The sequence below is a fragment of the Occallatibacter savannae genome (assembly GCF_003131205.1).
Lineage (GTDB): Bacteria > Acidobacteriota > Terriglobia > Terriglobales > Acidobacteriaceae > Telmatobacter > Telmatobacter savannae.
The window spans coordinates 119,887-144,576 of record NZ_QFFY01000010.1 but is presented as its reverse complement, the minus strand read 5'-3'; the positions used below and the strand labels follow the sequence as shown (position 1 = coordinate 144,576).

Genomic DNA, 24,690 nt, shown 5'->3' with positions numbered 1-24,690 from the left:
GTGAGTTGCCGAGTGTTCACACGTCAAAGGTGCTGGTCTCCCATGTCTCCAACAACGGGAGACATGGGGCACCCCGGCGTTTGGAACTGCAACTGAATGGTTGCGGGATTTAGAAGAGGCGGGTGGGGCGGGTTTCGTGGTCTAGGAGCCAGCGCTTGCGATCGAGGCCGCCGCCGTAGCCGGTTAATGAGCCGTTGGCTCCGATGACGCGATGGCAAGGGACGACGACTGCGACGGGGTTGTCGCCGTTGGCTGATCCGACGGCGCGGACTGCGCTGGGGTGTTCAATGCGGCGAGCGAGTTCGCCATATGAGGTGGTAGCGCCGCATGGGATGTTGCGCAGCTCCTGCCAGACCTTGCGCTGGAATGAGGTGCCGCCGGTGGCGACCGGGATTGTGTCGATCGCAGCGAGATCTCCGGCGAAGTAGCGTGAGATGGCATCGCTGAGCGCGTGCGGATTTCGGGCCCGTTCGAGATTGAAGCCGGTCTTCGCGTAATGGAGGCGGAGCTGGCGTTCAATAACGGGCTGGTCTTCGGTAAAGAGCGCCAGGCGGAGGTTTCCATCGATATCGGCGGCGATGGTCATGGCTCCGATGGGAGTGGCAAGGACGTCAACGAGCAAGTGCAAGGGCGACTCGGGTGTTGGCATAGTGCACCTGCATCTCCTCTGGATTTGGCGTGCTTTCGCATTCTCGCATTTCTGCGGTGCTGAAGTTTTCGACCGCCCGTCGGGGGGAGCCCCTGGGAATGCAGCATAAAGACAAGTGGTTCTGTCGATGCGATCAAAAGAGCACATCGATGCCGGGCGGGAATTGTTATGCCGAAGTGATACTCGGGCGGATATCGTCGCGTTGGCCGGGACATGGGCACGGGGCGCCGGGTGACACTGGGCAGCGAGCGCGCGAGACGCCGGACTGTTTGAGGCGCCGGAGTGGCGGCAGGAAGGTTATTCAGAATCAACCATTTGGTTGAGTAAAGAAGCAATCAGGAAGTGGAGAAATTGTTCAAGGATTGATCGCAGGACGGCGGCGAGGCGCTTCTTACAATGATATATCAAATACGAGTATTAGGCATCCATTTGTCTTATCGAGTTCACGAAAGGGATTGAGGCAAATGGGGGGCGACTGGAGCGGGCCGGGGCCGGGGCCGGGAGGCTCGTTTGGAGGTAAATCGCTTTATATGGAGTTTTTAGGGGGCGATGGGACTCTGGGAGCGGGATAGCGCGCCGGGGCGTCTGAGGCGAGTAAAGGTTTCCCCGGAATGTCATATCGAAATGAGGCCTTTTCTCTCAATGTTTTCTTTGATTTCACATTGACAGGGGATTGCTGTTTTCAGTAAGGTTTCGTTTGCTCCGGAGTCTCTAAATTTATCGCTCCCTATTTGTGTTCGGGAGGAGCGGCGACGGACAGCAATCCGGTCAATGCGACAGGCGAGCGTTGCAAGCCGACTAGCCGAAGTCGAAATGCCAGGCGGCAGAACCACCATAAGTTGAGATAAGAGAACAACGGCAAACTTTTCAGGAGACCGCATGAACAAGTTCCTACGCACAGCACTTGTGCTGGCAGTATTTGCCTGCGCGAGTTCGCTCCTCGTTGTCACGGCGAGTGCCCAATCGGTTTACGGATCGGTATTCGGCACGGTGTCGGACAAGAGCGGGGCTGTCATACCGAACGCCACGATTACGGTGACGGACGAAGCCAAGGGCACCCAGGTGACCGTGACTTCGAACGGGTCCGGCGACTACAGCGTCGCGCACCTGATCTCGGGCGTATACGATCTGAAGGTCGTCGCGAAGGGCTTCAAGCCATTCGAGACGAAAGGCATTCAGGTCCTCGTAGACACAGCGCCGCGCATCGACCCCACGCTGGATGTGGGTTCAGATACCGGAACCACAGTTGAAGTCAACGCGGAGTCGGTTCCGCTGCTGAAGACGGAGAAGGCCGATGTGGCCACCGTATTCGACCAGCAGCAGGTGTCGAGCCTTCCGGTCGGCGACCAGAACTTCACGAACCTGCAGCTTCTGCTTCCGGGCGCACAGCTCCTGGGGTGGTCGCACGCAGCCGATGAGAACCCGCAGGGTTCGCAGCAGATTCAGGTTGACGGCCAGGCATTCGGCGGAACGGCTTTCGAGCTGGACGGCACCGACAACCAGGATCCGATTCTTGGAATCATCGTCATCAATCCGGCGCTGGACGCGGTGACGGAGACGAAGATCACGACGCAGAACTATGACGCCGAGCTGGGCAAGGCGGTTTCGGCGGTTGTGACCGCGCAGACTCGCTCGGGCACGAACCAGATTCACGGCAGCGCGTACGACTTCCGTACGGGCAACGCGAACCTGGCACGCAACCCGTTCAGCCAGCCTTCGGATGAGTATCAGAAGGCACACGGCCAGCAACCTTCGATTCCTCCGGGCTTGAAGAACCGTTTCGGCGGATCGATTGGCGGACCGATCAAGAAGGATCGGGCATTTGCATTCTTCAACTGGGAATCGCAGCGTCAGAAGGTGGGAACGACGGCCACCGGAACGGTGCCTACGGCACTCCTGGTAAGCACCTGCCTTGGAACCGCGGTTGGTCCTTCCGGAATTCCGGGATGCGACTTCAGCGAGTATGCCAAGGTCTATGCGGCCAATGGAAACATCAAGGGCCAGATGCTGACCAACAACACCGGCAATGCAGCTTACAACGCAGCTTACGCGGCGAACGTGATTCCGGCGGCGCTGGTATCCACGCAGGCGAAGAACCTGCTGGCCTACTTCAAGTCGTTTACGCCTAACCAGGGCACTGCTGGGCTGTCGTCGATCGAGAACAACTACTCGGCTGGCGGCACGGGCTTGTTCAACAGCAACGCCTGGACCACGCGTGAAGATGTCACCATCACTGAGAGGACGCATGCGTTTGTGCGTTTCTCGCGGTTCTGGGACACGCTTTCGGGCAAGGTGCTGTTCGGTGATGCGGGCGGTCCGGGATTTGGACTTGGCAACTACGGCGGCAACTCAAAGGGAGCCAACGACAGCCTGGCGATCGGCATGGATTTTGCGATCAGCCCGACGCTGCTGACGGACTTCCGTCTCGGCTACTACCGCTACAACGTGATCGACACCAAGTATGACCAGGGCGTGCAGTTCGCGAACACGATCGGCATCCCGGGTATCAACCTGGGCGACAACTTCACCTCCGGCGCGCCGGGATGGGTGATCAGCGCGAACGGCGGCGGCAATGCAAACATCGGCGCCGGCCTGGGAATCAACCGCTGCAACTGCCCGCTTACTGAAAAGGAAGACCAGGGGCAGATCGTCAACAACTGGACGATGATCAAGGGCAACCACACCTTCAAGGTGGGCGTTGACCTGCGCTACGGCCGGAACCTCCGTGTACCCTCGGATACGGACCGTGCAGGACAGTTGAACTTCAGCAACAACGGGCCGACCTCGAACAACGGCACAAACGGACTTGGCTGGGCAAACTTCGTACTCGGCGATGTGACGAGCTTCGGCCGTTACGTTTCGGTTTCAACCAATGCGAAGGAGTTCCAGAAGAGGACGTTCTTCTACGGACAGGACACCTGGCGCGTCAACAAGAACCTGACCCTGAACCTCGGCCTGCGCTGGGAGCTCTACTTCCCAGAGTCGGTTAACGGCCCGGGCAACGGTTCGCTCATGAACCTCAACGATGGCTACATGCACGTTGCCGGAATCGGACAGGTTCCACGCGACATGGGCTGGACCATCCAGAAGGTGAAGGGCTTCGATCCGCGTATCGGAGCAAGCTACCAGATCGACGACAAGACGGTGGTTCGCGCGGGCTACGGACGGAGCTTCGATACGGGTGTATTCGGATCGATCTTCGGACACGTGGTTACTCAGAACCTTCCGGTACTGGCAAACCAGAGCGTGAATTCGCCCAACAGCACCGGGTATGCATTCACGATGGACCAGGGACCGCCGGCCTTCGTCTTCCCGAAGACTCCGTCGAGCGGCCTTCTGCCGGCCCAGGGTTATGCTGTGAACCCGAAGGCACGGCCGAACCCGCTGCGGTTCCCGACGATCGACGCGTGGAATCTTGCGATTCAGCGCGCCATTACGCCTACCACCTCGTTGACGATCGCTTATGTGGGCAACAAGGGCACGCATACGCTGGGTGACGGCGACAACAACAACACCAACCCGAACGAAGCGGCACTGTTCCTGCCCGGTCAGTATTCCCGGAATGGACAGACGCTGCACTGGGATCCCAGCGCACCGGCGATCTCTTCGACCAACAGCGGTATCGCTCCTGACGGCGGAGTTTCTAACTCGCGTCTGCTGCAGCGCTACTATGCTGGTTCGCTCCCGGCATGCCGCGATACGAATTACATCGACATCGCGAGCCTCCGGAAGACGGACAGCGACCCGAACCTGCAGGCTGGACAGTGCGGCTGGACGAACGGCATCTCCTACTACAGCGACGACTTGAACACCGAGTTCGACGCTCTACAGGTAACCATTGCCAAGACGTTCGCCAAGGGTCTGGCGTTGAATGCCAACTATCAGTGGGCGAATGCGTTTGGAGACCAGGGCGGCTACTGGACCTGGGATCACCACGTGACGCACCAGCGCGACAGCAACGTTCGTTCGCAGCAACTTGTGAGCTACGGCAGCTACGATCTTCCGTTCGGCCGCGGCAAGCAATTTGCTCAGAACGCCAACAAGGCCAGCGACCTGATCATCGGTGGATGGCAGCTGTCGTACGTGCTGAACCTTGCCAACGGTCTGCCCTACAGCGTGAACATGGGCGGCGGCTTCGGCAACAACCAGGACTGCAACCACAACACGGGCGGATCGTCAGCACCTTGCCGTCCGAACACAAGCGGGCACATCAAGACCAACCTGACGAAGGCGAAGGTATCCGGCGGAACGGTCAGCCGCGATCTCTGGACACCGCAGCCACAGTTGTTCTCGTTCCCTGGGCTTGACGTGATTGGAAATGTCGGTGCGAACACCTATCGCGGACCGGGATTCTTCAACACGGACATGGCGCTGACGAAGGGCTTCACGATCCACGAGTCGTGGGTGGCGAAGTTCCGTATGGATGCGTTCAATGCCTTCAACCACATCAATCCAGGTAACCCCGATGGCAATATCTTTGGAACCGGCCATATCGGTGGCACTGGCCCGTCTTCGTATCCGACGCGCCAGCTGGAATTCTCCGCTCGCATTCAGTTCTAGAGCGAAGGAGCCGCAACAAAACCTGAGGGGAGCTTCGGCTCCCCTCTTTCTTTTCTGGTCTGAAGCCGGACATTTGTTCCGGCAGGGTCGCGCGGGCAAGAGCATTGTCTCCCACGTCTCCAACACCAGGAGACATGGGGCACCCGCGGTCTTGTATGCGGCCAGGACAAGTCGAAGTTGTGGAGAGTTAAACTTGAATTGATCGGACCCAAGATGATTCGCGTAATTGCAGTAGCTTGGTTTTTGTTTGCCGCAATTGGGGCACAGGCACAGGAAAGTGGGGGACCGCAGCCGGCGGGGGCTTCTGGCGGTGCGACGTATGAGTCGGCGAAAGAGCTGGCGGGCCGGGGCAGGGTGAACCAGGCGATGGCGCAGCTGGATGAACTGGCGGCGCAGAATCCGGAGCCGGCGGGGGTTGAGCGACTGCGCGGCATGATCCTCTACCAGCGCGCGCAGTTTCCGGAGGCGGTTGCGGCCTTTGCGAAGGCGGCCGAGCAGGACCCGAATGATCACGAGTCGCTCGAGATGCAAGGTGTAAGCCTGTTCCGCATGGGGCGGACGCGGGAGGCGCTGCCGTTGCTGGAGAAGGCGCGTACGGGGGTTGAAGGGGCAAATGTCGACCCGAACTATGTGTTGGCGCTGTGCTACGCGGACATGCAACGGTACGACGATGCGCGGCGGGCGTTTGCGAGCCAGTATGGGTTCGAGCCGGAGTCTGCCGAGGCGCATCTGCTGACGGGGCGCCTGTTTTTGCGAAGGGAGCTGCGGGACCAGGCGGGCGCTGAGGCGGAGAAGGCGCTGGCGGCGAACCCGGCGCTTCCCTTAGCGCATGAGCTGCTGGGAGAGGTGGCGCTGGCGCGCGGCGACGCAGCAGGCGCGATCAAGGAGTTTGAAGCGGAGAAGAAGATCAATCCGCTAAACCCGGACCTCTACGACCGGCTGGGCGATGCGTATCTGCGCAGCGGTCAATATGCGGAGGCGCAGCAGAGTTTGAATCGAGCAGTGCTGCTGGAGCCGACATCGACGGGGCCGTACATTTTGCTGGGGGAGACTTTTCTGAAGATGAAGCAGCCGATTCAGGCGCTGCAGTATCTCGACCGCGCGGTGAAGATGGATCCAGCGAATTACATCACGCACAATCTGCTGGGGCAGGCGTATAAGGCGACCGGGCAACTTGCGGAGGCGAATCGCGAGTTCAAAATGGTGGTGGATCTGCAACACCGGAACGATCCGAAGCCGGCGGAGAAGTAGAGTGCGCCGGGTTTCAAAGAGAGCAAGCTGGGCTGGGTTCGGGCTGATGGTAGTAGCACTGGCGGCCGGCGGACAGAAAGCGGCGAAGCCGGCTGCGGATGCGATCAAGAGGGCAGATGCGGCGTTTCGTGCAGGCGCGACCGCGCGGGACTCAGGCAACCTGGAGGTTGCACGTCAGCAATTTGCAGAAGTCGTACGATTGCAGCCTCAGATCGTGGAGGGGCACGAGGCATTGGGAACGGTTCTGGCGGAGATGGGCAGGCCGCTGGATGGAGCAAAGGAGTTCGAGGCGGCGGCCAGGATCAAGCCGGGAGATTCGGCGATCGAGTCGAACCTGGCGATGGCGTACGCACAGGCAGGAGAGGCGGCGAAGGCGATTCCGCATTTTCGCGCAGCGGACGCAATTTCAAAGCAGCCAGAGCAAGCGGGGCTGGATGCGCCGTTTTACGACGCGTATGGGCGAGCGCTGGCCAAGGCCGGCAAACCGGACGCAGCGGAGGCGCAGTTTCTGGCAGAGGAGAAGCTGACGGGGCCACGCGCGGAGATTTCGGATGCGATTGGTACGTTGTACGCGCAGCAGAGCAGGTGGGACGAGGCTCAGAAGCGCTTCGAGCATGCGCTGGAGGTGGATCCGACCTACATGCAGGCGCGTGTACATCTTGCGGTAGTGCAGCGCACTCAGAAGGATCTGCAGGGGGCGCTGAACACGCTGGCGCCGGCGATGAATGCGGAGGCGCCCGATGCGTCGGTACTGATGGAAGCCGGACGTACGCTGGCAGCCGCGGGTCGCGATGAGGATGCGCTGAAGGAGTTTGAAGCAGCGGAGAAGGCGGATGCGAAGACGCCGGGCGTGCAACTCGAGATGGCGATGACGCTGCAGCGGCTCGGACGGCAGGCGGAGGCGGTGCCGTGGTTCGAGCAGGCGATCGAGCGCGAGCCGAAGAGCGAGATGGCGCTGACGAATCTGGGGCTGGCGCTGACACTGACAGGCAAGGGCAAGGAGGCTCTGGAGTACCTGAAGCGCGCGCTGGTGGAAAATCCGAAAGACGCGGTGGTCTATAAGGACCTGGGGGTTTGCCACATCCAGCTGTCTGCGTTCGACGACGCGATCGGCGATTTCAAGAAGGCGCTGGAACTCGAGCCGAACGATCCGCAGCTGCATTACGATCTGGGGCTGGCGTACAAGTTCAAGGACCGCACGGATGAGGCGGTTGCGGAGTTGAGCAAGGCGGGCGAGATGGATCCGAAGCTGCAGGATCCGCCGTACACGCTGGGGATTCTTTACATGCAGCTGGGGCGGCTGGATGATGCGGTCACGGAACTGAAGAAAGCGGTGGCCCTGCGGCCGGAGAACGGGGATGCGTGGGCGATTCTGGGAAGCACGCTGAAGCAGGATTCGCGGTTGCCGGAGGCTGCGGAGGCGCTCAGGAAGGCGATTCCGCTGCAGCCGGGGCAACCGGGGCCGCGGGTGACGCTGGCGGGAGTTCTGGCGGAGCAGGCGGGAAATCTGAACCAGCAGGCGGACGCGGCTGAAGCTGCAGGCGATCACGCGAAGGCGGAAACGCTGCGCGCACAGATGAAACAGCTGCGGAGCGAGGCGGCGGACTACAGGAAGGAAGCAGCGGAGCTTTCGCGGACGGCCGTGAGCAGGCAAAGGGCGAACTTCGCGCTGAATGCCGGGAATCAGCAGATGCTGCGCGGCGATGTCGCTGGAGCGATCGGACGGTATCAGGAGGCGGTTGCGGCTGATCCGACATTTGCGGAGGCGCATGCGCAACTAGCGATTGCGTACGACCGGCAGGGACGGGCCGACGAGGCTCGCGCCGAGCGGGCGAAGGCAGCAGAGCTGGGGAAGGCGCAGTAGACGGGCCGCCGGAGCGTTGCTACCAGGTTTCGACGGCGAGTATGTTAGGTGGGCCAGAGTGGCCTTCGATCACCTGGGTTTCGATCACTGCTTCCATGTTCATCTTTTCCCAGTTGGCGGGCGCCTTCGCAAGCAGGGAGTTGAGGTAGACCGGGTTGTAGAGGATCTCACCTGCGGCTTCAGTGCCTTCTTCCGATATTCCCGCGGCGATGATCACCGGCTGGCCCGTGGTGTTGTCGTGAATGCGCGCTACGATGGCGTAATCCTTCGACAACTTCTGATAGGGGAGATCCCAGGCAGTTGCCCACGTGGTCTTGTCTCCACTTTTGCGGTCGACGAGTAGGGCATCGCCATTTTTCGATTCAAAACCGAAGCGCAGCTTCTGGGTAACGCGCAGAGTCCAGATGTTGTCGAAGGCGCCGATGAGGACGATGGGGCCTTCGCGCAGTTGCGCGAACGTGGCTTCAGAGGCCGGCACTACGCGGAAGGCCTTATGACGGGCTTGCAGCGCAGCAGCGGTTCGAGTGAGCGTGGTGACGTCCGCAAGCGCGAAGAGGCCGGCCATATGCAGACGGACATAAAGCTGCTGCGGCTGCGGCTGAGTTGTGACAGGAGCCTCGAAGGATTGGATCGAGTCCATGTCGATGTTCTTGGCCGGTTCTCCCAGGCAGAAGGTCGTGATGCCGGGGCTGGAGATGAAGGGTTCCCAGAAGCGATCGATGTTGGTGGGCTGCTCCGCGGGAGCAGCGGGCTGAATGCGCATCCCGATGAGAACGCCGATGACACAGCCTGCGACCGTCAGCAGGGCGAGGAGAGGCCAGCGCAGGCGAGATGGTTTCGGAGCGGGAGCGATCTCGGTGGCCGCAGATGAAGCGATCGGCTCTGTTGGAAGGGAGGGTATCGAGAGAGAGGGCGGCTCGATTGCATCGTGCGGCGGTTCGGCGGAGCCTTCGGGTAGCCGGAAGACCGGCACATAGGAGCCGACCGGTAACTCAATGATGAGTTCGCCAGCGTGGGCGGAGTCGTAGTAGTAGAGGCCGAGGCGCTTGCGGACTTCGCCGGCCGTGATGCGAACGACTGGATCTGCGTTGGCGTCGTAGGTGGGAGTGCGCCCGAAGACCTCGATGCCGATGCTTCGCTCTTTCAGGTCTCCGCCATTTCCGAGGAGTGTCTGCTCGACTGTGTATGCGAGGAGAGCGGGATATCGCTTGCTGTTGGCGAAGAGAGGGTGAGCGAGAAGCCTGTGCAGTTGTTCGCGGACCGCGGCAGGATTAGAGACGAGGGAAGGCTGTTCCACGTCGGGCATGGATTTCGGCGCCAGTGGCATTACAGCTCCTCGAAACGGCTCTCAGCCCTAAAATGGGCAAGGTCGGTGCGATCGAATTGCGCAGCCCGAGCTGATCGAGCAACGCATCAAAAACTCATCGCGCTGACCAAAAAGATTCACATGCAGATCGGAGATCCGGTGCGTGTCCCAGAGCAGTAGAGCGCGACAAGCCCCATGTGGATAACGCAGCGTATAGATTTCTGGATTCCCTGCACTGCGTATGATACGTCCCGACATCGGTCTTGTCCAGAGTAGATTAAGCCCATGATTGTGAGGCGCTTAACCGCAAAATCAATCTACTGGTACCCGAATAAACCTTTTAGCGATCTTCTGTTCCGCATACATTTGAAAGCGGTCCAGGAGATGTGCCGAAAGTGTGTCGCACCCACGGCGCGTTTTCTTGTGATTGCGGCTCCTCGCCCCTCCGATTACCAGACCTGGACATATCCAGGCGGGACTAATCGGGGGGCGCTTTTTTTGCGAGATGCGTTCCGAGTTGCGCACAAGAAGAAGCTGTGACCATCAAACATTTTTTGCGGCGGACTCAGGGTTTGAGCACGAGCGGCCAGCATGACCTCATCTCAATCGAATATGCTTTTGAGTCCTCGGGGAGGGACCGATTTGTCCATGCGAAATTTTCGGCTGGTGACTTCGCTCTTGCTGCTCGGCTGTTTGCTTGCTTTTACAACTCATGTTCCGGCGCAGTCCTCAGGTATGAACGCGGATGAGGCGCATCGGAAAGCCGAGGCACTGCTGAAGCAGATGAACCTCGACGAGAAGATCGGGCAGATGAACCAGGCGGCTGGGATGATGATTCCGGGCCTGGGCGGTGCTAAGCCGGATGATCTGATCGCCAAGGGCGGGGTAGGGTCAGTGCTGTGGCTGATCGACGTGAAGGAGATCAACCGCCTGCAGCATATCGCGGTGGAGAAGTCGCGACTGCATATTCCAATTCTGTTTGCGTTCGATGTGATTCACGGGTACCGGACAGCGTTCCCTGTTCCCCTGGGGATGGCATCTTCGTGGGACCCGTCGGTGGAGGAGGCGGCGCAGCGCTATGCGGGGCAGGATGCGCGAGCGGCGGGAATTCTGTGGACCTTTACGCCGATGGTGGACATCGCGCGCGATGCGCGATGGGGGCGGATCGTGGAGGGCGCTGGAGAGGATCCGTATTTGGGAGCGGCGATGGCGCGCGCGCAGGTTCGCGGATTTCAGGGAGAGAATGTTGGGCCGGATAGCGTTCTGGTGTGCGTGAAGCATTTCGCCGGGTACGGAGCGGCGGAGGGCGGGCGCGATTACGACTCGTCGTATGTGCCGGAAGAGCTGATGCAGAACGTGTACCTGAAGCCGTTCCATGCGGCGGCGGCGGCGGGCGCGGGAAGCTTTATGAGCGCGTATATGGATCTGAACGATGTTCCGGCTTCGGGGAATCACTGGCTGCTGACGAACGTTCTGCGGGATCAGTGGGGCTACAAGGGTTTCGTAGTGTCGGATGCTTTCGCGGTAGCGAGCCTGCAGGTGCATGGGTTCGCGAAGGATGCGGAGGATGCGGCGCTGAAGGGCGTCACGGCCGGGCTGAACATGGACATGGCCAGTGGGACGTATGTGAAGAACATCGCAAAGCTGGTGAGCGAGGGGAAGATCAAGGAGACGCAGCTGGACGCGATGGTGCTGCCGATTCTGGAAGCGAAGTACAAGCTGGGGCTTTTCGAGAAGCCGTATGTCGACGAGGCAAAGGTTGAGTCCACTCTCAATCGGCAAGAAGGAAGAGAACTTGAGAGGAAGATCGCTTCGCGGTCGATGGTTTTGCTGAGGAATGAGAACCAGACGCTGCCGCTGAAAAAGGATTTGAAGAAGATTGCGGTGATTGGGCCGCTGGCCGACTCGACGCATGACATTGAGGGCGGCTGGACGGTGGAGGGCTTATTTGGCGGCGGAGGCAAGAGCCACCCGGTGACGGTGCTGGCGGGGCTGAAGAATGCACTGCCGAATGCGCAGATTTCGGTTGTGCCGGGACCGACCCCGGGGAAGGTGTTTCTGGGGATGGTGGATCAATTCTCGGGTTCGAAGGCTGTGACGCCGCCGACCGCGCAAGAAACATCTGAATGGATTGCGAAGACCAAGAGCGCGGCGGCCGACGCGGATGTGGTGATTGCGGTGATGGGCGAGATGGCTTCGATGAGCAGCGAGGCTGCATCGCGAGCGTCGATGAAATTGCCGGGGATTCAGCAGGAGATGCTGGAGGCGGCAGTGGCATCTGGGAAGCCGGTTGTGCTGGTGCTTGAAAATGGAAGGCCGGTGGACATCAACTGGGCAGCGGAACATGTGCCGGCGATTCTCGAGAGCTGGTTCCCCGGAACAGAGGGTGGCAACGCGGTCGCCGACGTGTTGTTCGGCGCGGTGAACCCGGGCGGGAAACTGCCGGTGAGCTGGGCGCACTCAGCAGGAGAAGAGCCGCTCTACTACAACCACAATCTGACACACGAGCCGGAGGATCGGCCGAACTTCACTTCGCGCTACTGGGATGTGGCGAGCAAGCCGCTGTATCCGTTCGGGTATGGGTTGAGCTACACCTCCTTCAAGTTCGACAATCTGAGGCTGAGCAAAGCGAGCATGAAGACGGGCGAAGCGACCGAGGTGCAGGTGGATGTGACAAATACCGGCAGCGTGGCGGGGGATGCGGTGGGGCAGGTGTACATTCACCAGCGGTATGGTTCGGCTTCGCGGCCGGTTCGGCAGCTTGAGGGATTCAAGCGGGTAGCGCTGAAGCCGGGAGAGAAACAGACGCTCACGTTTACGCTGGGCAAGGATGAGCTGCAGTTCTGGGATCCGCAGACGAAAACGTGGGTTGTGGAGCCGAGCACGTTTGACCTCTGGGCGGGTGAGGACTCGACGGCGAAGCTGCACGCGGAGCTGACGGTGACGGAATAGGCGGGATGACGGAGGCAAAACGAAGGGCCAGGAGAGTTTTCCTGGCCCTTTGCATTGCTATGCGGTGTCTACTTGATGCGTTTAGACGGAGAGCAGGCGTCCGAAGAAGGCGCGGTAACGGCGGAGCGCGAGACGCAGTTCTTCGGTGGAGACGCTGTCGCCGCGGTCCCACTGTTTTTCGAGGCGTTCGCGCTCAGCGGCGAAGACTTCAGCGAGGCGCTTCATGGCACCGGCGACGAGTGCGTCGGCCTTTTCGACGGCCTGGCGGGGCTCATCGACGAAGCCAACCTGGATGGCATCCCACTGGCTGCGTAGTGTACCGGTCTCGTCGGGCGAGAAGAGCGCGGTGCGCTCGTCGGTTTCAGTTGTGTTCGTGGCGGTTGTGTTGGCGCGGGTTGCGGTTGTGTCGGCGCGGTCGTAGTTGTTCTTACTGTAGCTGTCGGGGCGGCCATCGACGCGCTGTGCCGAACGCTCGTCTGTGAACTCTTCCTGTTGTGCCGGTTCGTCGGCATGCGCGAGGGCTGCCGTTGAAAGTCCTGAGGTGCTGAAGTTTTCGTCTCGTCTAATTTCTGCCATATACTCCCTCCTGCTTTATCACCCGCTCGCCTGGGCCGATTCGAATGTACGGATCTAGATGACGTTCTGATCCCAAGAAAGGGCGTCAGCAGGTTGAGATGAGACCGGGATACAAAGGTTGCCCTGTGGAGAGTTCACGTTGGGCAGGTTGAGGAAGGCCGAATGTTCTCAGTTGGATATCGGTGCGGTACACGAAAGCACATCTTCCCGAATCGACCTTTGGCCTGTGCTGTTGGTAATGCAACGGAGGTGGCAGGGCGCATTGACTTGCGGCGAAAGAGGATCAGGATTGAGAAAAACACAGGCTCAATCCCTAAGCGCAGGTTCAATCGATGAAGACCTTGAATTGCTTCTTGCTTGGTTGTCTGGTTGCAGTGTCGACAGCTCACTGCGGTGCTCAGGACATCCCATCCCGGATGGCTGAGATGAAGACCGCCTATACCGCCTCGGGCAGCATCGTGGTGCTCGATGGGCAGACGCTAGTGATCGAGCCGAATATGCCGGCCCCGATCTGCGCTCTGCCGAGGCAAGAGGACGGAAAGACGACCTGGTACCGGTATGCCTTTCCGCTGGCGTCGATCACGGTTCCGCTGACGGCTGTGGATGAAAACATCGTGAGCGAGGACCGTGTGTTTACTGATCCTGAAGCTCCGCAGGCATACAAGCCCGGAGATCAGGGCGATGCCACGATGATTGTGGTGGTAGGGATGCCGGGGAAGAAATTTCCGGCGCTGGTCTACGATCGCGAAAAGCTGGAGCACCTGAGTCCGGGGCCGCATAGCGCGCGCGACTACGGGCAGTTTCAGGACCAGGTTGAGGCGTTTGGCCTGACGTTTACGGATCAGGTTGCCGCCCGCGAATTCGTCACCGCTCTGCGGAATGCAGTGCGGATGGCGAAGACGCAGGCGATGGCGACGGTGCAGCGGTAGACCTCTGAAGGGCCGAGGCCTGAGAAGTTTTCGAGGTTCCCTCAGGGGCTAAAGCCCGGCGCAGCTCTATGGCTGATGCGGCACGACTAAAGTCGTGCCCTGACGCTTCTTGCTTCGGCGCTGATCTGTTGCGCTTGAAGTTTCGCTCCGACGCTTCTTGCTTCGGCGATGATCTGTTGCGATTGAAGTTTTGCTCTGACGCTTCTTGCTTCGGCGATGATCTGTTGCGATTGAAGTTTCGCTCTGACGCTTCTTGCTTCGGCGATGATCTGTGCGACCGAAGTTGTGCTCGTTCAGAACGACGCCGTTTCGGAGCTTTTCAGTAAGCTGCCAGTTGCACCCTTTCAAAATGACACAGGATCAGGGCAGGTCGCGGACCCAGATGTTGCGGAAGCTCATGGGTTCGCTCTTGTCGCCGTGGGCCTGGAGCTTGATGGGCGCCGAGTCGTACTTCTTGTAGAAGGGCTTGCCGATGTAGAGCGTCTGACCCTTCAGTTCGAAGTGATTCTCGACGAGGACGCCGTTCAAGAAGACAGTGGCGTAGGCCGGCGTCTTTACGGTGCCGTCGTCGTTGAAGGTGGGCGCGGTCCAGACGATGTCGTAGGCCTGCCACTCGCCGGGCTTGCGGCTGGCGTTGGCGAGGGGGATGGCCTGCTTGTAGAGGCTGCCGACCATGCCGTTGACGTAGGTGGGGTTGTTGTAGCCGTCGAGGACCTGGAGTTCGTAGCCGTCGTCGCCCGGGCCGGTGGAGGCGAGGAAGATGCCGCTGTTGCCGCGGCCCTGGCCGGTGCCGGTGATGCTGGCGGGGATCTTGTATTCAACGTGCAGCTGGTAGTTCTTGAAGCTGCGCTTGGTCTCGATGTTGCCGCCCTTTTTGTTCACGGTCATGACGCCGTCGTGGACGTCCCAGGTGGCGGGTTGATGATCCTTCACGTCGACCCACTGGTCGATGCTCTTTCCGTCGAAGAGAACGAGGGCGTCGGAGGGGGCGCCGTTGCACTCGGCTGCGGGAGTGACGACTTTCGGTTCGGGTTTCCAGATTTCGGTGTCTTCTGGTTTTGTTTTGGGCTGCGCGGTTTGCGCATAGGTGGGAGTGATCACAAGGAGAAGAGATGCGGCAAAGAGAAGCTTTGGAAGTGGTGTCAGCATAACGACGGAAGTATACACTGCGGAATTATTGATCGCGGATTTCGCGATCGTTCCGACGAAGAGGAAAACAAAAGCGGATTCTTCGCTTACCACCCGAAACCCATACCGCAGCGGCTAAAGCCGTCATCTCATCTCGGGGCACTTGGCGGCACAACTAAAGTTGTGCCCTTTCAAAACAGCACTGCTTGCGCATCCCTCAGCATGCTGTGAGGCTGTCCCTTTCGAAGTATCCTTCGAAGCACTCTTTAGCATTCCATGCTGAAGCCTTCGTGGATGACGCACATGCTGACGAGGGGCATGAGGATCTGGTCGTAGGCGGTGCGCGCGCCGGGGTCCATGGTGTGGATGCGGTCGAGCATCTGCACGATCTCTTTCTGATTGAAATAGGAGATGGAGGCCATGGTCTTGCCGCGCAACATATCCTGCACGAAGATGTTGAAGGTCTGGTCGGGATTGAGTGTGGCGGGCGGGCTGAGGAAAGGGTGCTTCTGGCGCTTGTAGACGGTGTCGGTGATGACGTCGCGCACGGCTTCGCGGAGGACGTATTTCTCGGTGAGGCCGCGAATCTTCATATTGACGGGCTGGCGGCAGATGCACTCGACGACGCGGTGATCGAGAAAGGGCACGCGGCCTTCGATGGAGTGGGCCATCTCCATGCGATCGCCGAGCATGGTGAGGATGTAGTTGGCGAGGACGGATTTTCCCCAGAGGTAGAGCGACTGGTTCAATGCGTCGCGGCCTTTCAACTGGCCCGGGATGTCGATGTCGGACAGGAGTTGGAGATAGGACTCGCGGTGCTTGAAGCGGCAACTGAAATCATCCGCGAGCAGTGATTGCGATTTGACTGCGCGCCCCGAGAACGTCTCGCACCATGAGGGCACGTAGCCGAGGATCCGGCGGACTGCTTCCAGGTTTCCGGTGTCGCCGTCAGGAAGGAGAAGGCCGCGGGAGACGGTGTTGTTTTCGTTCAGCCACTGAAGCAACTGCTCGATCTCGGCAGGGTCCTGTCCTTCGCGGTTGTAGAGGAGCATGTCGCGACGGAAGTGGGCATAGCCGCCAAGGATCTCGTCGGATCCTTCGCCGGTGAGTACGACCTTGTAGCCGGCATCGCGAACGGCTTTGCTCAGGAGGAATTTGGCAACGCCGTGAGCGTTGACGCAAAGCATTTCAGATTGCAGGATCGCATCGGCGAAGTTTTCGGCGAGGGTGTTCTGATTGATGGGGATTGCATAGAAGTTCGCCTCGGCCAAGGTGGCCATCTCACGCGCGATGGGGCCTTCGTCGTAGGCCGCATCGTCGAAGGTGAGGGTGAAGGCGCGAATGGGTTCGGGATGGTGGCGCGCGGCGAGGCCGAGGACTGAGCAGGAATCGAGTCCTCCGCTGAGATAGACGCCCACGGGAACGTCAGCGCGGAGACGGATGCGAACGGCCTCTTCGAATTCGTGGCGAAACTCGGCGATGTAGTCGGCGTCGGATCTGTTCTGGGTTGTGGAGCCTGCGACGGGATAGTTGAAGTCCCAATAGCGGGTGATCTGGAAGTGCTTATCGGTGACGAGAAGATAGTGGCCCGGCGGAACGAGGAAGACGCCATCGTAGAGCGTGCGCATCTGATGTCCGCCGAAGCTGAAGGAGTTGTAGACACTCTCGGGGTCCCACCGCGCGGGGACGCCGGCGGTGAAGAGGGCCTTCACTTCAGAGGCAATGTAGAGCTTGTCATTGTGCCAGGAATAGAAGAGGGGCTTGATGCCGAAGCGGTCGCGAGCGGCGAAGAGAGACTGCTGCTTTTCATCCCAGATGACGAAGCCGAATTCGCCGCGCAGATAGTGAAGGCAGTGCACGCCGTAGTCTTCGTAAAGATGAAGCGCGACTTCGCTGTCAGACCGCGTGCGTAGATGATGGCCACGCGATTCCAGATCGCGCTGGATCGCTTCGTATCCGTAGAATTCGCCGTTGGCAACGATGTGCGTTCGATGGTCTTCGCTAGAAATGGGCTGGTCGCCGGTTGCGAGGTCGATGATGCTGAGGCGCGCATGGCCGAGGCCGACGCGACCGTCACGACTGATCCACTGGCGCTGGCCATCGGGGCCGCGGTGGTAGAGGCGTTTGGTCGCGCCTTCGAGGATTGCCGGGGAGACTGGCTCGCGGCGTGAGTAAAGGGCAACGATTCCGCACATCTAGCGTGCTCCTGAAGATTGGCAAGGATCGGACTATCCGAGATGGCTCAGCGGGGAAGGCGGGTAGCGGGAGAAGCATACGCGGGAGCTGAGGACGTGCGCAATGGCTTTTTGAGACGGGCTATCTCGTAAGACCTTGAGGTAATCGAGGAGGTGTTTTTGGGCGGACAAAAGCAGCAAATTAGCGCCGCTTCGCGAGCGAAGTGGAGTTAGCGAGTTAGCGGGTGTGTTTGCCGGCTGAGTGTGACGTTTCGTTAAGTGCCACCGCGGTCCGAACGGGTGACGTTAGTTAGTGCGCAGGGCTACTGTGGGGTTGATGCGGGATGCGCGGAATGCAGGGATGTATCCGGAGAATGCAGCGATGAGGAGGAGCAGGAGCGCCATGGCCGCGTAGGTGATTACGTCCCATGGCGAGGTTCCAAAGAGGAGGGCGGCGATCAGCTTTGCGCCAGCGACGGATGCGCCGATGCCGATGCCGACACCAATGATGGCGAGGCGCAGAGTGCTGGTGAGGATTCGCCCACGCACGTGGCCGGCCGATGCGCCCAGCGCCATGCGGATGCCGATCTCCTGCGTCTGACGCGTGACTGAGTACGAGATGACGCCGTAGATTCCGAGCGCAGCGAGGAGCAGTCCGAGCGCGGCGAAGGAGACGACGAGGAGCATGAAGAACTGACGGCCTGAGACTGCGTGATTAACGAGCAGGCGGATGGGCCTGAATTCGTTTGCGGGCTGTTTCGGGTTGATCTCGCGCAGGGTAGCGAGGACAGAACCAGCGAGAGAGGCGGGATTCATGCGAGTGCGCACGACGAGTTCGCCGGAGCTTGGGTTGGCCTGAGTTGCCGGGTAGTAGATCTGCCAACCTGGGTCGCCGTCGACATTTTCTTCGTGCACGTCGTCAACGATGCCGACTACATGGAGGTCTGCGCCGCCGCCGTTTCCGAGCGGCTTGTTGAGGGCGTCCTTGTCAGGCCACGCGCCGAGGTTGGAGAGGTATTGGGCGTAGCTTCTGTTGATCATGACGACCTGCTCGCTTTTGGGGCCGTCGGACCAGGAGAAGTCGCGGCCACGGATGGGTGTGCCCATGGCGTGCATATATCCGGGGCTGATGACATAGACGAGCGGGCCATCGATGCCCTGAGGTGGCTTCAGGCCCTTGGGATAAGGAAGGCCCCAGGAGCGGTTTTGCCCGAGAGGTAGATAGTCGGTGAATCCGGCGGCCTCGACGCCGGGGAGTGCGGCGATGCGGTTGAGGATCTGCTGAAAGAGGACTCCGCGTTTTTGTGCGCCGAGGGCGCCATCTTTGTCATTGGGGACACTGTCGTCGTAAGGAACTTTGATTGCGGCGGCGTGGTCGGGCTCGAAGCCGAGATCGACTTTAAGGACGTTCATAAAACTGCGGAGGAGCAGGCCGGCTCCGACGAGCAGCATGCAGGCGAGAGCGACTTCAGAGACGACGAGCACGGAGCGGATGCGCTCGTGTTTGCGGCTCGCGGAAGCTCCAGGGCCCGCGTCTTTGAGGGATTCATAGACGTTGCCGCCGGCCATGCGCAGTCCGGGAACAATGCCGAAGATTGTGGCGGAGAAAAACGAGATCAACACGGTCCAGCCAAGGGCAGCGCCGTCCATATGCAGAGTGCTGAGGAGAGGTAGGGCGATTGCGCCCTGATGCGCGAGCCATTCGACAAGGACCGCTGCGAGCATAAAGCCGAAGATGGCGCCCATGCCGGACAGCACGAGACTTTCTGTGAGGAGCTGGCGAACGATGCGCGCGCGGCTGGCGCCGAGTGCACCACGCATGGCGAACTCCTTGGCGCGAGCGGCGGCGCGGGCGAGCAGGAGGTTGGAGAGGTTGACGCAGGCGATGAGGAGGATTGCTCCGACGGCGCTCCAGAGGACAATGAGCGAACGGCGAAGTTTTCCGCCGATGTAGTCCTTGAGCGGAACGGGGACCACGGAACCTTTGTATTCGCCGCAGGTTTCGGGATGCTTGTTGTTCCAGCACATGCGGGGGGCGACGCGGGCTGCTTCGTCGACCGCCTGGTCTAGCGTGACGCCGGGCTTCATGCGGCCGATGAGGGTGATGATGTTGCCCCAGTCGCGGGGCGGGCCGTAGAGGTTGAGTGGGGTGATGGCGTCGACCTTGGTTCCGGGCGCGAAGACTGCGCCGAAGTCAAAGGACGCCGGGAGCACGCCGATGACGGTGGTCTGCCTTCCGTTTATGTCGAAGGCCTTGCCGATGATGCTGGGGTCGGCGTTGAACTGGCGTTTCCACCACGCGTTGGAGAGGAGGATGACGGGTGCTGCTCCGTTGCGCGCGTCGTCTGGCGTGAAGACGCGGCCCATCTGCGCCTGAACGCCAAGGACTTGGAAGAAGTTCTGGATGACGTCGATGCCTGTGGCTGGGAGGGGAGCGCCACCGAGATTGAGGCTGAGGTTGTCTGCACCGGAGAAGGCGAAGTAGCCGGTAACGTCCTGATAGGAGCGGCTGGCAACGCGGAACTCGTCATATGCGTCGGTGGAGTAGGTGGCGCAGGACATGCCGCACTTGGTGGGCGGAGGAGCGATCCAGACGAGTTGATGGGCAGCGGGAAACGGCAACGGCCGAAGCAGGAGGGTGTTGACGACGCTGAAGACGGCGATGTTCGCGCCGATGGCGAGCGCGAGGATGAGGACGGCGACAACGGTGAAGCTGGGATCGTGCCAGAGCGTACGCAAGGTGTACTTGAGGTCCTGCTTGAAGATGTCGAGAGTCATAAAGCCTCGTGCTTGGCGGTGCTGGTAGCGAGCGTGGTCCATGCCGCCGATGTTGATGAGCGCGATGCGGCGGGCTTCGGTTGGGGACATGCCGCGCGCGATGTTGTCTTCGATGGCGAACTGCAGGTGCGCTGCGAGCTCGTCCTCGAGGTCGTCGTCAAGGGGCTTGCGGCGCAGGAAGGCCCAGATGCGCTTGATGAGCCTCAGGGTCTCGCTCATGCATCCGCTCCATCCGCGGACTTGTCCATGGTGAGCACGCGTTCCATGACGTCCTTGAGGCGCTCCCAATAACGAGCATCGGCGGCGAGCTGTCGCTTGCCGGGGGCGGTGATGGCGTAGAACTTGGCTTTGCGGTTGTTGTCGGAGGTGCCCCAGTGCGAGGAGATCCAGCCGCGCTGTTCGAGGCGAACGAGCGAGGCATAGATGGTGCCTTGGTTCAACAGCACCTCGTCGGCGCTGACCTGCTCGATGCGGCGGGCGATTCCGTATCCATGCATGGAGCCCATGACCAGGAGGGTCTGGAGAACCATGAGGTCGAGCGTGCCTTGGAGGAGATCGAGTTTCTCGGGTGACATCCGGCTCCTGTGGTACAGCCACAGAAGTATGGCACGTTGTTGTGGGGATGCCCCGGAATTGTGACGAAGTGATGATGCAGGCAGCGTAGTTACCGATCAGCCAACTATGAGCGCGGGTGTTACCAATTTCACATTGCACGCGATGGCGGCAAGTTGGTAAAAGGATTCTGTTGCGGGGTTTGCACGACTCGGGCCACCTTTCAGCCGCGCGAGCGTGCATAAACCTCGTACTTCCCTTTTCTCTTTTGAGTTCATTCCCTTTCTGCCTGGTTCACGTGTGCAGCTATCTCTGTTTGCAGCTCGACCGCATCCGAAAGACAACACTTCAGCCCGTGCAGGATAGGCAGGTCAAGTCATGTATTCATCCCTGATGCCGCACGCTGTCTGCTGGCGGCAGGACCCGCAACTTATCTGGACGATGGCGGTCACGAACGCCATCACTTTTCTGAGCTATTTCAGTATCTGCATCACGCTGTTTTATCTGGCCCGGAAGACGAAGCGGGTCATCGTGCGCGACTGGATTTTCTTTCTGGTGGGGTTCGCGCTGTTTATTGTGGCGTGCGGTTCGACGCATCTGATGGAGGTGATCACTACCTGGAATCCCATCTTCTGGGTCGATGCGTGGACCAACATCGTCACGGCAGTGCTATCGGGGTATGTGGCCCTTCAGTTCATCCGGCGTGCGCCCGCGCTGGGATTTGGGATCAACGACTATGCCGATCGGCTTGCGAATGCGCAGACCGAGAAGGCACAGGTTGAGCAGAATCTTCTGGATGCCCGCAAGCTGGAAGAATGGAACCGGATGTCGGCGATCGTGACGCACGAGATCAATAACCCGCTGACGGCGATTCAGAACTACATGTACCTCATTCAGAACAATCCTGACGCTCCGGCGGATGTGAAGCAGATGGCGGAACATGCTGCGGACGAGGTTCGCAGGATCGGATCCATTGCGAGGTCGACGCTCGGGTTTTTCCGGCAGGATGAGCAGCCTGAAGAGACAGATCTGCAGTCCTCGGCGCGATCGGTTCGTTCGCTGCTGGAACCGACGCTGCGGCAGCGCGGCATTGAAGTACTGATCGAAGCGACTGGGGATTGCAAGCTTGCGGCGTACTCCGTGGAGATTCGCCAGGTGCTGCTGAACCTTGTGCGGAATGCGTGCGAGGCGAGCACGAGGAGGAGCTCGAAGGTGATCATCCGCATTGAAGGGCGCGCGAAAGAGGTGAGCGTCACGGTGGAGGATCAGGGAACGGGCATCGCGCCGGAGATGTTCGATAACCTTTTCAAGTTTGGCAGGAGCACGAAAGGCGAACGAGGCAACGGGATGGGGCTCTGGGCGGTGAAGAAGCTGGTGACGCGCAGGGGAGGGTCAGTGAGTGTGGAGTCGACTCTGGGCAAGGGGAGCCGGTTTACGGTTGTGTGGCCGCGAGCAGGGAGCTTGGGGGCGGGCATTGCACCGGAGCTCGGCGACCTGGCAGCTGCGCATTGAGGACGGCTATTGTCCTGAATCGAGACAGCATCAGCCACGAGCTGGTGCCACGTAAGTGCCATTGATCCAAGCTTTTTCGAAGCACTAGTCTGTTGGTGCGAGGTAGATCTTGTCCGCCTCCTCGCCACAAGACCGGGACGAGAGAGCACGTCGATTCTCCTTCCACTCCAAGTCATTCTGCTTCTACTGATCACAGCGGTGCTGGTGCGGTGGTTTGTCCAGATGCGTCAGCGAAGCGCGCGCTCCTGGGAAATGATCGTAGCGGGGTTGAGTGCGGAGGCCAGAGTGCAGTGGAGCTCAACCCCTGCTGCGCGCGCTGAAGCACTGGCCGCGATCTGGATGAGTCGTCCGGAGACAGCATTCCGCGATTCCGGTGTGCTGCTGGAGATGGCCGATTACGCGGAGCGCAATGCCGTTTCGCGCGACGCAGCGCGACTGGAGGAAGTTCGAACGGCTGCACTGCGACTGCGGACGGCAGCAATGGGAGCGATGATGCAGAGGCGCCGGTTCCACTGATCGTTGTTGTGTAGTCCGGTCTAGGTCAGAGCGCGATCGAGATGCACGTATCCGCCGTCGACGATGATGTGCTGGCCGGTGGTGTGGGCCGACTGCGTGGGCGAGAGCAAAAAAACGGTGGAGGCCGCAATCTCAGAGGCGAGCGTCATGCGATGGCCGAGGGGGATCTTGTCGGTGATTCGTTTCAGTTCCGCATCGGGGTCGCCGAGCGTGTCGAGCCACCGGCGGTAGAGCGGAGTCATGACTTCGGCGGGGAGAACAGCGTTGACGCGGATGTTGTATTTGAGAAGCTCCGCGGCCCATTCGCGCGTGAGGGCAAGCTGCGCGCCTTTGCTGGCGGCGTAACCGGAGGTATTGCCCTGGCCGGTAAGGGCGACCTTGGAGCTGATGTTCACGATGGCGCCCTGAGTGCGCTTAAGTGAAGGAAGCGCGTAGTGCGCGAGAGCGTAGTAGTGGATCAGGTTTTTCCGGAGGCTCTCGACGAAGCGGTCGACAGTTCCCTTCTCAAGGCCGGCGCCGTCGTTGACGCCGGCGTTGTTGACGAGGCCGTAGATGTCGCCGTGCTGTTGCTCGATTTCCTGAATGGCGGTTCTGCAGCGGTCGAGGTCCTCAAGGTGGGCTTCGACGAAGTGGCAGGATACTTTGGCGGCCTGCATCTCTGCCATGAAGGCCTGAACGTTTTCGGAGGGGCGCCCGAGGACGATTACGCGTGCGCCTTCGTCGAGACATGCGCGTGAGATGCCAGCGCCGATGCCTGCTCCGCCGCCGGTGACGACGACGAGTTTGTCTTTGAGTGCGAGGTCCATGTTTCCTGATCCTATCGAATGCGGTGGCGAGCTGGAACGAGCGGATGGTTTGTTAGTTCACGCCAGTGAGAATGCGGGCTGTGGAACCGAACTTATGATAATGAGTGAACGCGACTTTGTTCACGTGCCGCTCGACTGCTATGCCGTAGTCCTTCTGCATGTCGGGATTGTAGAGCTCAGAGACTGCAACGCCGCCGACGGGACAGAGGTAGCTCCGTCCCCCAATCATCACATGTCCATATTGGACTGCGATGGCGGAGCGGCTGACAGGATCGCTGTCGCTAAGCTCGGCATTGAGGGTAATGCGGGCGATCTCGCCGGTGGCTGGATCGATGAAGATTTCGCCGTGGTAGCCGGGCTGGTCTCTGAAGGAATGATCGGTGGGATCGTCCTGAGACTCGCGATAGCAGCAGAAATCGATGGTGTAGTGGGAGTCGAGGCGCGGGACCTTATATGCGAAGACGGCCAACTGAGTGCCGGAGTCGCTTGTCTGCCAGCGATTCCACTGCATGGACGCATCGGAGCTGTCGCGGAAGATCACGGTGAGCATGGCCCCGAATTCACCCCACGTCGACAGGCCGGAGGGAAGCGAAGCCGTTTGTTCGGTTGCAGCGGTTCCGACTTCTCTTCCCTTGCGAACCGCAATCTCGCGGCGCGTCTCACCGGCGAAACGCATTTCGATGCGGGGCCTCTGATGTCTTTTGATTGCGCCGAGTGGAAGATTGTTGAAGCTTTGCGTTTCACGGAGGGCGAGCAGGTCGGGGAGGATATGCAAAGAGTGTTGCGCGTTTTCTCGCGCGATGGCGAGAATGCGGTTCTGCGTCGTTTGATCTGGAGTGGGGATGGCGGGGAGTTCGGAGGCGGGCGGGGGCTGAAGTGTTGATGCGGCTGCAAGAATTTCGAGTTGCTGCGCGGTGTCTGGGCCGGGCGATGATTCTGCAACGATTCTGGCGAGGCTCGTTGAAGTCAGCTCTTCCGAGAGATCTACTCTGCTAAGCTTTTCGGCTATCTCCTGGTCAGAACGTTTGTGTGCGCGGGAGGAGGTAAGGAATCGCTCAAGCTGCGCAACCGTGACAGTGCTTGCGGCGTGCAAGGGAAGCGCTGATACGAGGAAGCAGATCACGATGGGGCAGATTC

The 24,690-nt window shown here is 60.2% G+C and carries 16 protein-coding genes and 1 pseudogene; 8 read left to right on the top strand and 9 right to left on the bottom strand.

Annotated elements, in window-relative coordinates:
• Positions 1–109 precede the first annotated feature (109 nt).
• Positions 110–649: a methylated-DNA--[protein]-cysteine S-methyltransferase gene (gene ogt / locus DHV10_RS26320; RefSeq protein WP_109489405.1), complete on the bottom strand. Its 540-nt coding sequence runs from the start codon at positions 647–649 to the stop codon at positions 110–112.
• Between the two features lie 879 nt (positions 650–1,528).
• On the opposite strand from ogt, the pseudogene DHV10_RS28455 reads away from it, so the two are divergent.
• The 4 genes and pseudogenes from DHV10_RS28455 to DHV10_RS26305 form a co-directional block, all read left to right on the top strand.
• Positions 1,529–1,855 (top strand): annotated as a pseudogene (locus tag DHV10_RS28455) (carboxypeptidase-like regulatory domain-containing protein); the annotation flags it as partial.
• Positions 1,856–1,870: 15 nt separating this feature from the next.
• Positions 1,871–5,209, top strand: a complete 3,339-nt coding sequence (locus DHV10_RS26315) for a TonB-dependent receptor domain-containing protein (protein ID WP_476703846.1) — start codon at positions 1,871–1,873, stop codon at positions 5,207–5,209.
• Positions 5,210–5,422: 213 nt separating this feature from the next.
• Positions 5,423–6,460, top strand: coding sequence for a tetratricopeptide repeat protein (locus DHV10_RS26310; protein WP_109489426.1), 1,038 nt, complete (start codon positions 5,423–5,425; stop codon positions 6,458–6,460).
• Position 6,461: 1 nt separating this feature from the next.
• Positions 6,462–8,324, top strand: a complete 1,863-nt coding sequence (locus DHV10_RS26305) for a tetratricopeptide repeat protein (protein ID WP_109489403.1) — start codon at positions 6,462–6,464, stop codon at positions 8,322–8,324.
• 19 nt (positions 8,325–8,343) lie between these two features.
• On the opposite strand, the gene DHV10_RS26300 is transcribed toward DHV10_RS26305, so the two are convergent.
• Positions 8,344–9,651, bottom strand: coding sequence for a hypothetical protein (locus DHV10_RS26300; protein ID WP_109489402.1), 1,308 nt, complete (start codon positions 9,649–9,651; stop codon positions 8,344–8,346).
• A gap of 627 nt (positions 9,652–10,278) precedes the next feature.
• Between DHV10_RS26300 and bglX the strand changes: the two genes are divergently transcribed.
• Complete coding sequence (gene bglX / locus DHV10_RS26295; RefSeq protein ID WP_109489401.1) at positions 10,279–12,582, top strand: beta-glucosidase BglX; 2,304 nt, start codon at positions 10,279–10,281, stop codon at positions 12,580–12,582.
• Between the two features lie 81 nt (positions 12,583–12,663).
• Here bglX and DHV10_RS26290 read toward each other — a convergent pair whose 3' ends face one another.
• Entirely contained in the window at positions 12,664–13,158 is a 495-nt protein-coding gene (locus DHV10_RS26290; protein WP_204101540.1) for a hypothetical protein, read from the bottom strand.
• A 425-nt stretch (positions 13,159–13,583) separates the two neighbouring features.
• On the opposite strand from DHV10_RS26290, the gene DHV10_RS26285 reads away from it, so the two are divergent.
• Positions 13,584–14,087, top strand: coding sequence for a hypothetical protein (locus tag DHV10_RS26285; RefSeq protein WP_162601923.1), 504 nt, complete (start codon positions 13,584–13,586; stop codon positions 14,085–14,087).
• A 360-nt stretch (positions 14,088–14,447) separates the two neighbouring features.
• Here the strand turns inward: DHV10_RS26285 and DHV10_RS26275 are convergent, their stop codons facing one another.
• The 4 genes from DHV10_RS26275 to DHV10_RS26260 all read right to left on the bottom strand — a co-directional run bounded on the left by DHV10_RS26275 (position 14,448) and on the right by DHV10_RS26260 (position 20,742).
• Entirely contained in the window at positions 14,448–15,236 is a 789-nt protein-coding gene (locus DHV10_RS26275) for a 3-keto-disaccharide hydrolase (RefSeq protein WP_109489425.1), read from the bottom strand.
• A 245-nt stretch (positions 15,237–15,481) separates the two neighbouring features.
• Positions 15,482–17,410 (bottom strand): asparagine synthase (glutamine-hydrolyzing), encoded by a 1,929-nt coding sequence (gene asnB / locus DHV10_RS26270; RefSeq protein ID WP_109489398.1) that lies wholly within the window; start codon positions 17,408–17,410, stop codon positions 15,482–15,484.
• 285 nt (positions 17,411–17,695) lie between these two features.
• Entirely contained in the window at positions 17,696–20,386 is a 2,691-nt protein-coding gene (locus DHV10_RS26265) for an ABC transporter permease (protein WP_109489397.1), read from the bottom strand.
• A complete protein-coding gene (locus DHV10_RS26260; RefSeq protein ID WP_109489396.1) occupies positions 20,383–20,742 on the bottom strand; it encodes a PadR family transcriptional regulator in 360 nt (119 codons plus the stop codon). The genes DHV10_RS26265 and DHV10_RS26260 overlap by 4 nt, the downstream gene beginning before the upstream one ends.
• A 355-nt stretch (positions 20,743–21,097) precedes the next feature.
• Here DHV10_RS26260 and DHV10_RS26255 point away from each other — a divergent pair, with 355 nt between their 5' ends.
• Both DHV10_RS26255 and DHV10_RS26250 read left to right on the top strand, forming a co-directional pair.
• Entirely contained in the window at positions 21,098–22,231 is a 1,134-nt protein-coding gene (locus tag DHV10_RS26255) for a sensor histidine kinase (protein WP_109489395.1), read from the top strand.
• 222 nt (positions 22,232–22,453) lie between these two features.
• On the top strand, positions 22,454–22,747 hold the full coding sequence (locus DHV10_RS26250; protein WP_162601922.1) for a hypothetical protein: 294 nt from the start codon (positions 22,454–22,456) through the stop codon (positions 22,745–22,747).
• A 20-nt stretch (positions 22,748–22,767) separates the two neighbouring features.
• On the opposite strand, the gene DHV10_RS26245 is transcribed toward DHV10_RS26250, so the two are convergent.
• A complete protein-coding gene (locus DHV10_RS26245; RefSeq protein ID WP_109489393.1) occupies positions 22,768–23,553 on the bottom strand; it encodes an SDR family oxidoreductase in 786 nt (261 codons plus the stop codon).
• Between the two features lie 52 nt (positions 23,554–23,605).
• Positions 23,606–24,646, bottom strand: coding sequence for a hypothetical protein (locus DHV10_RS26240; RefSeq protein WP_204101539.1), 1,041 nt, complete (start codon positions 24,644–24,646; stop codon positions 23,606–23,608).
• Positions 24,647–24,690: the final 44 nt, after the last annotated feature.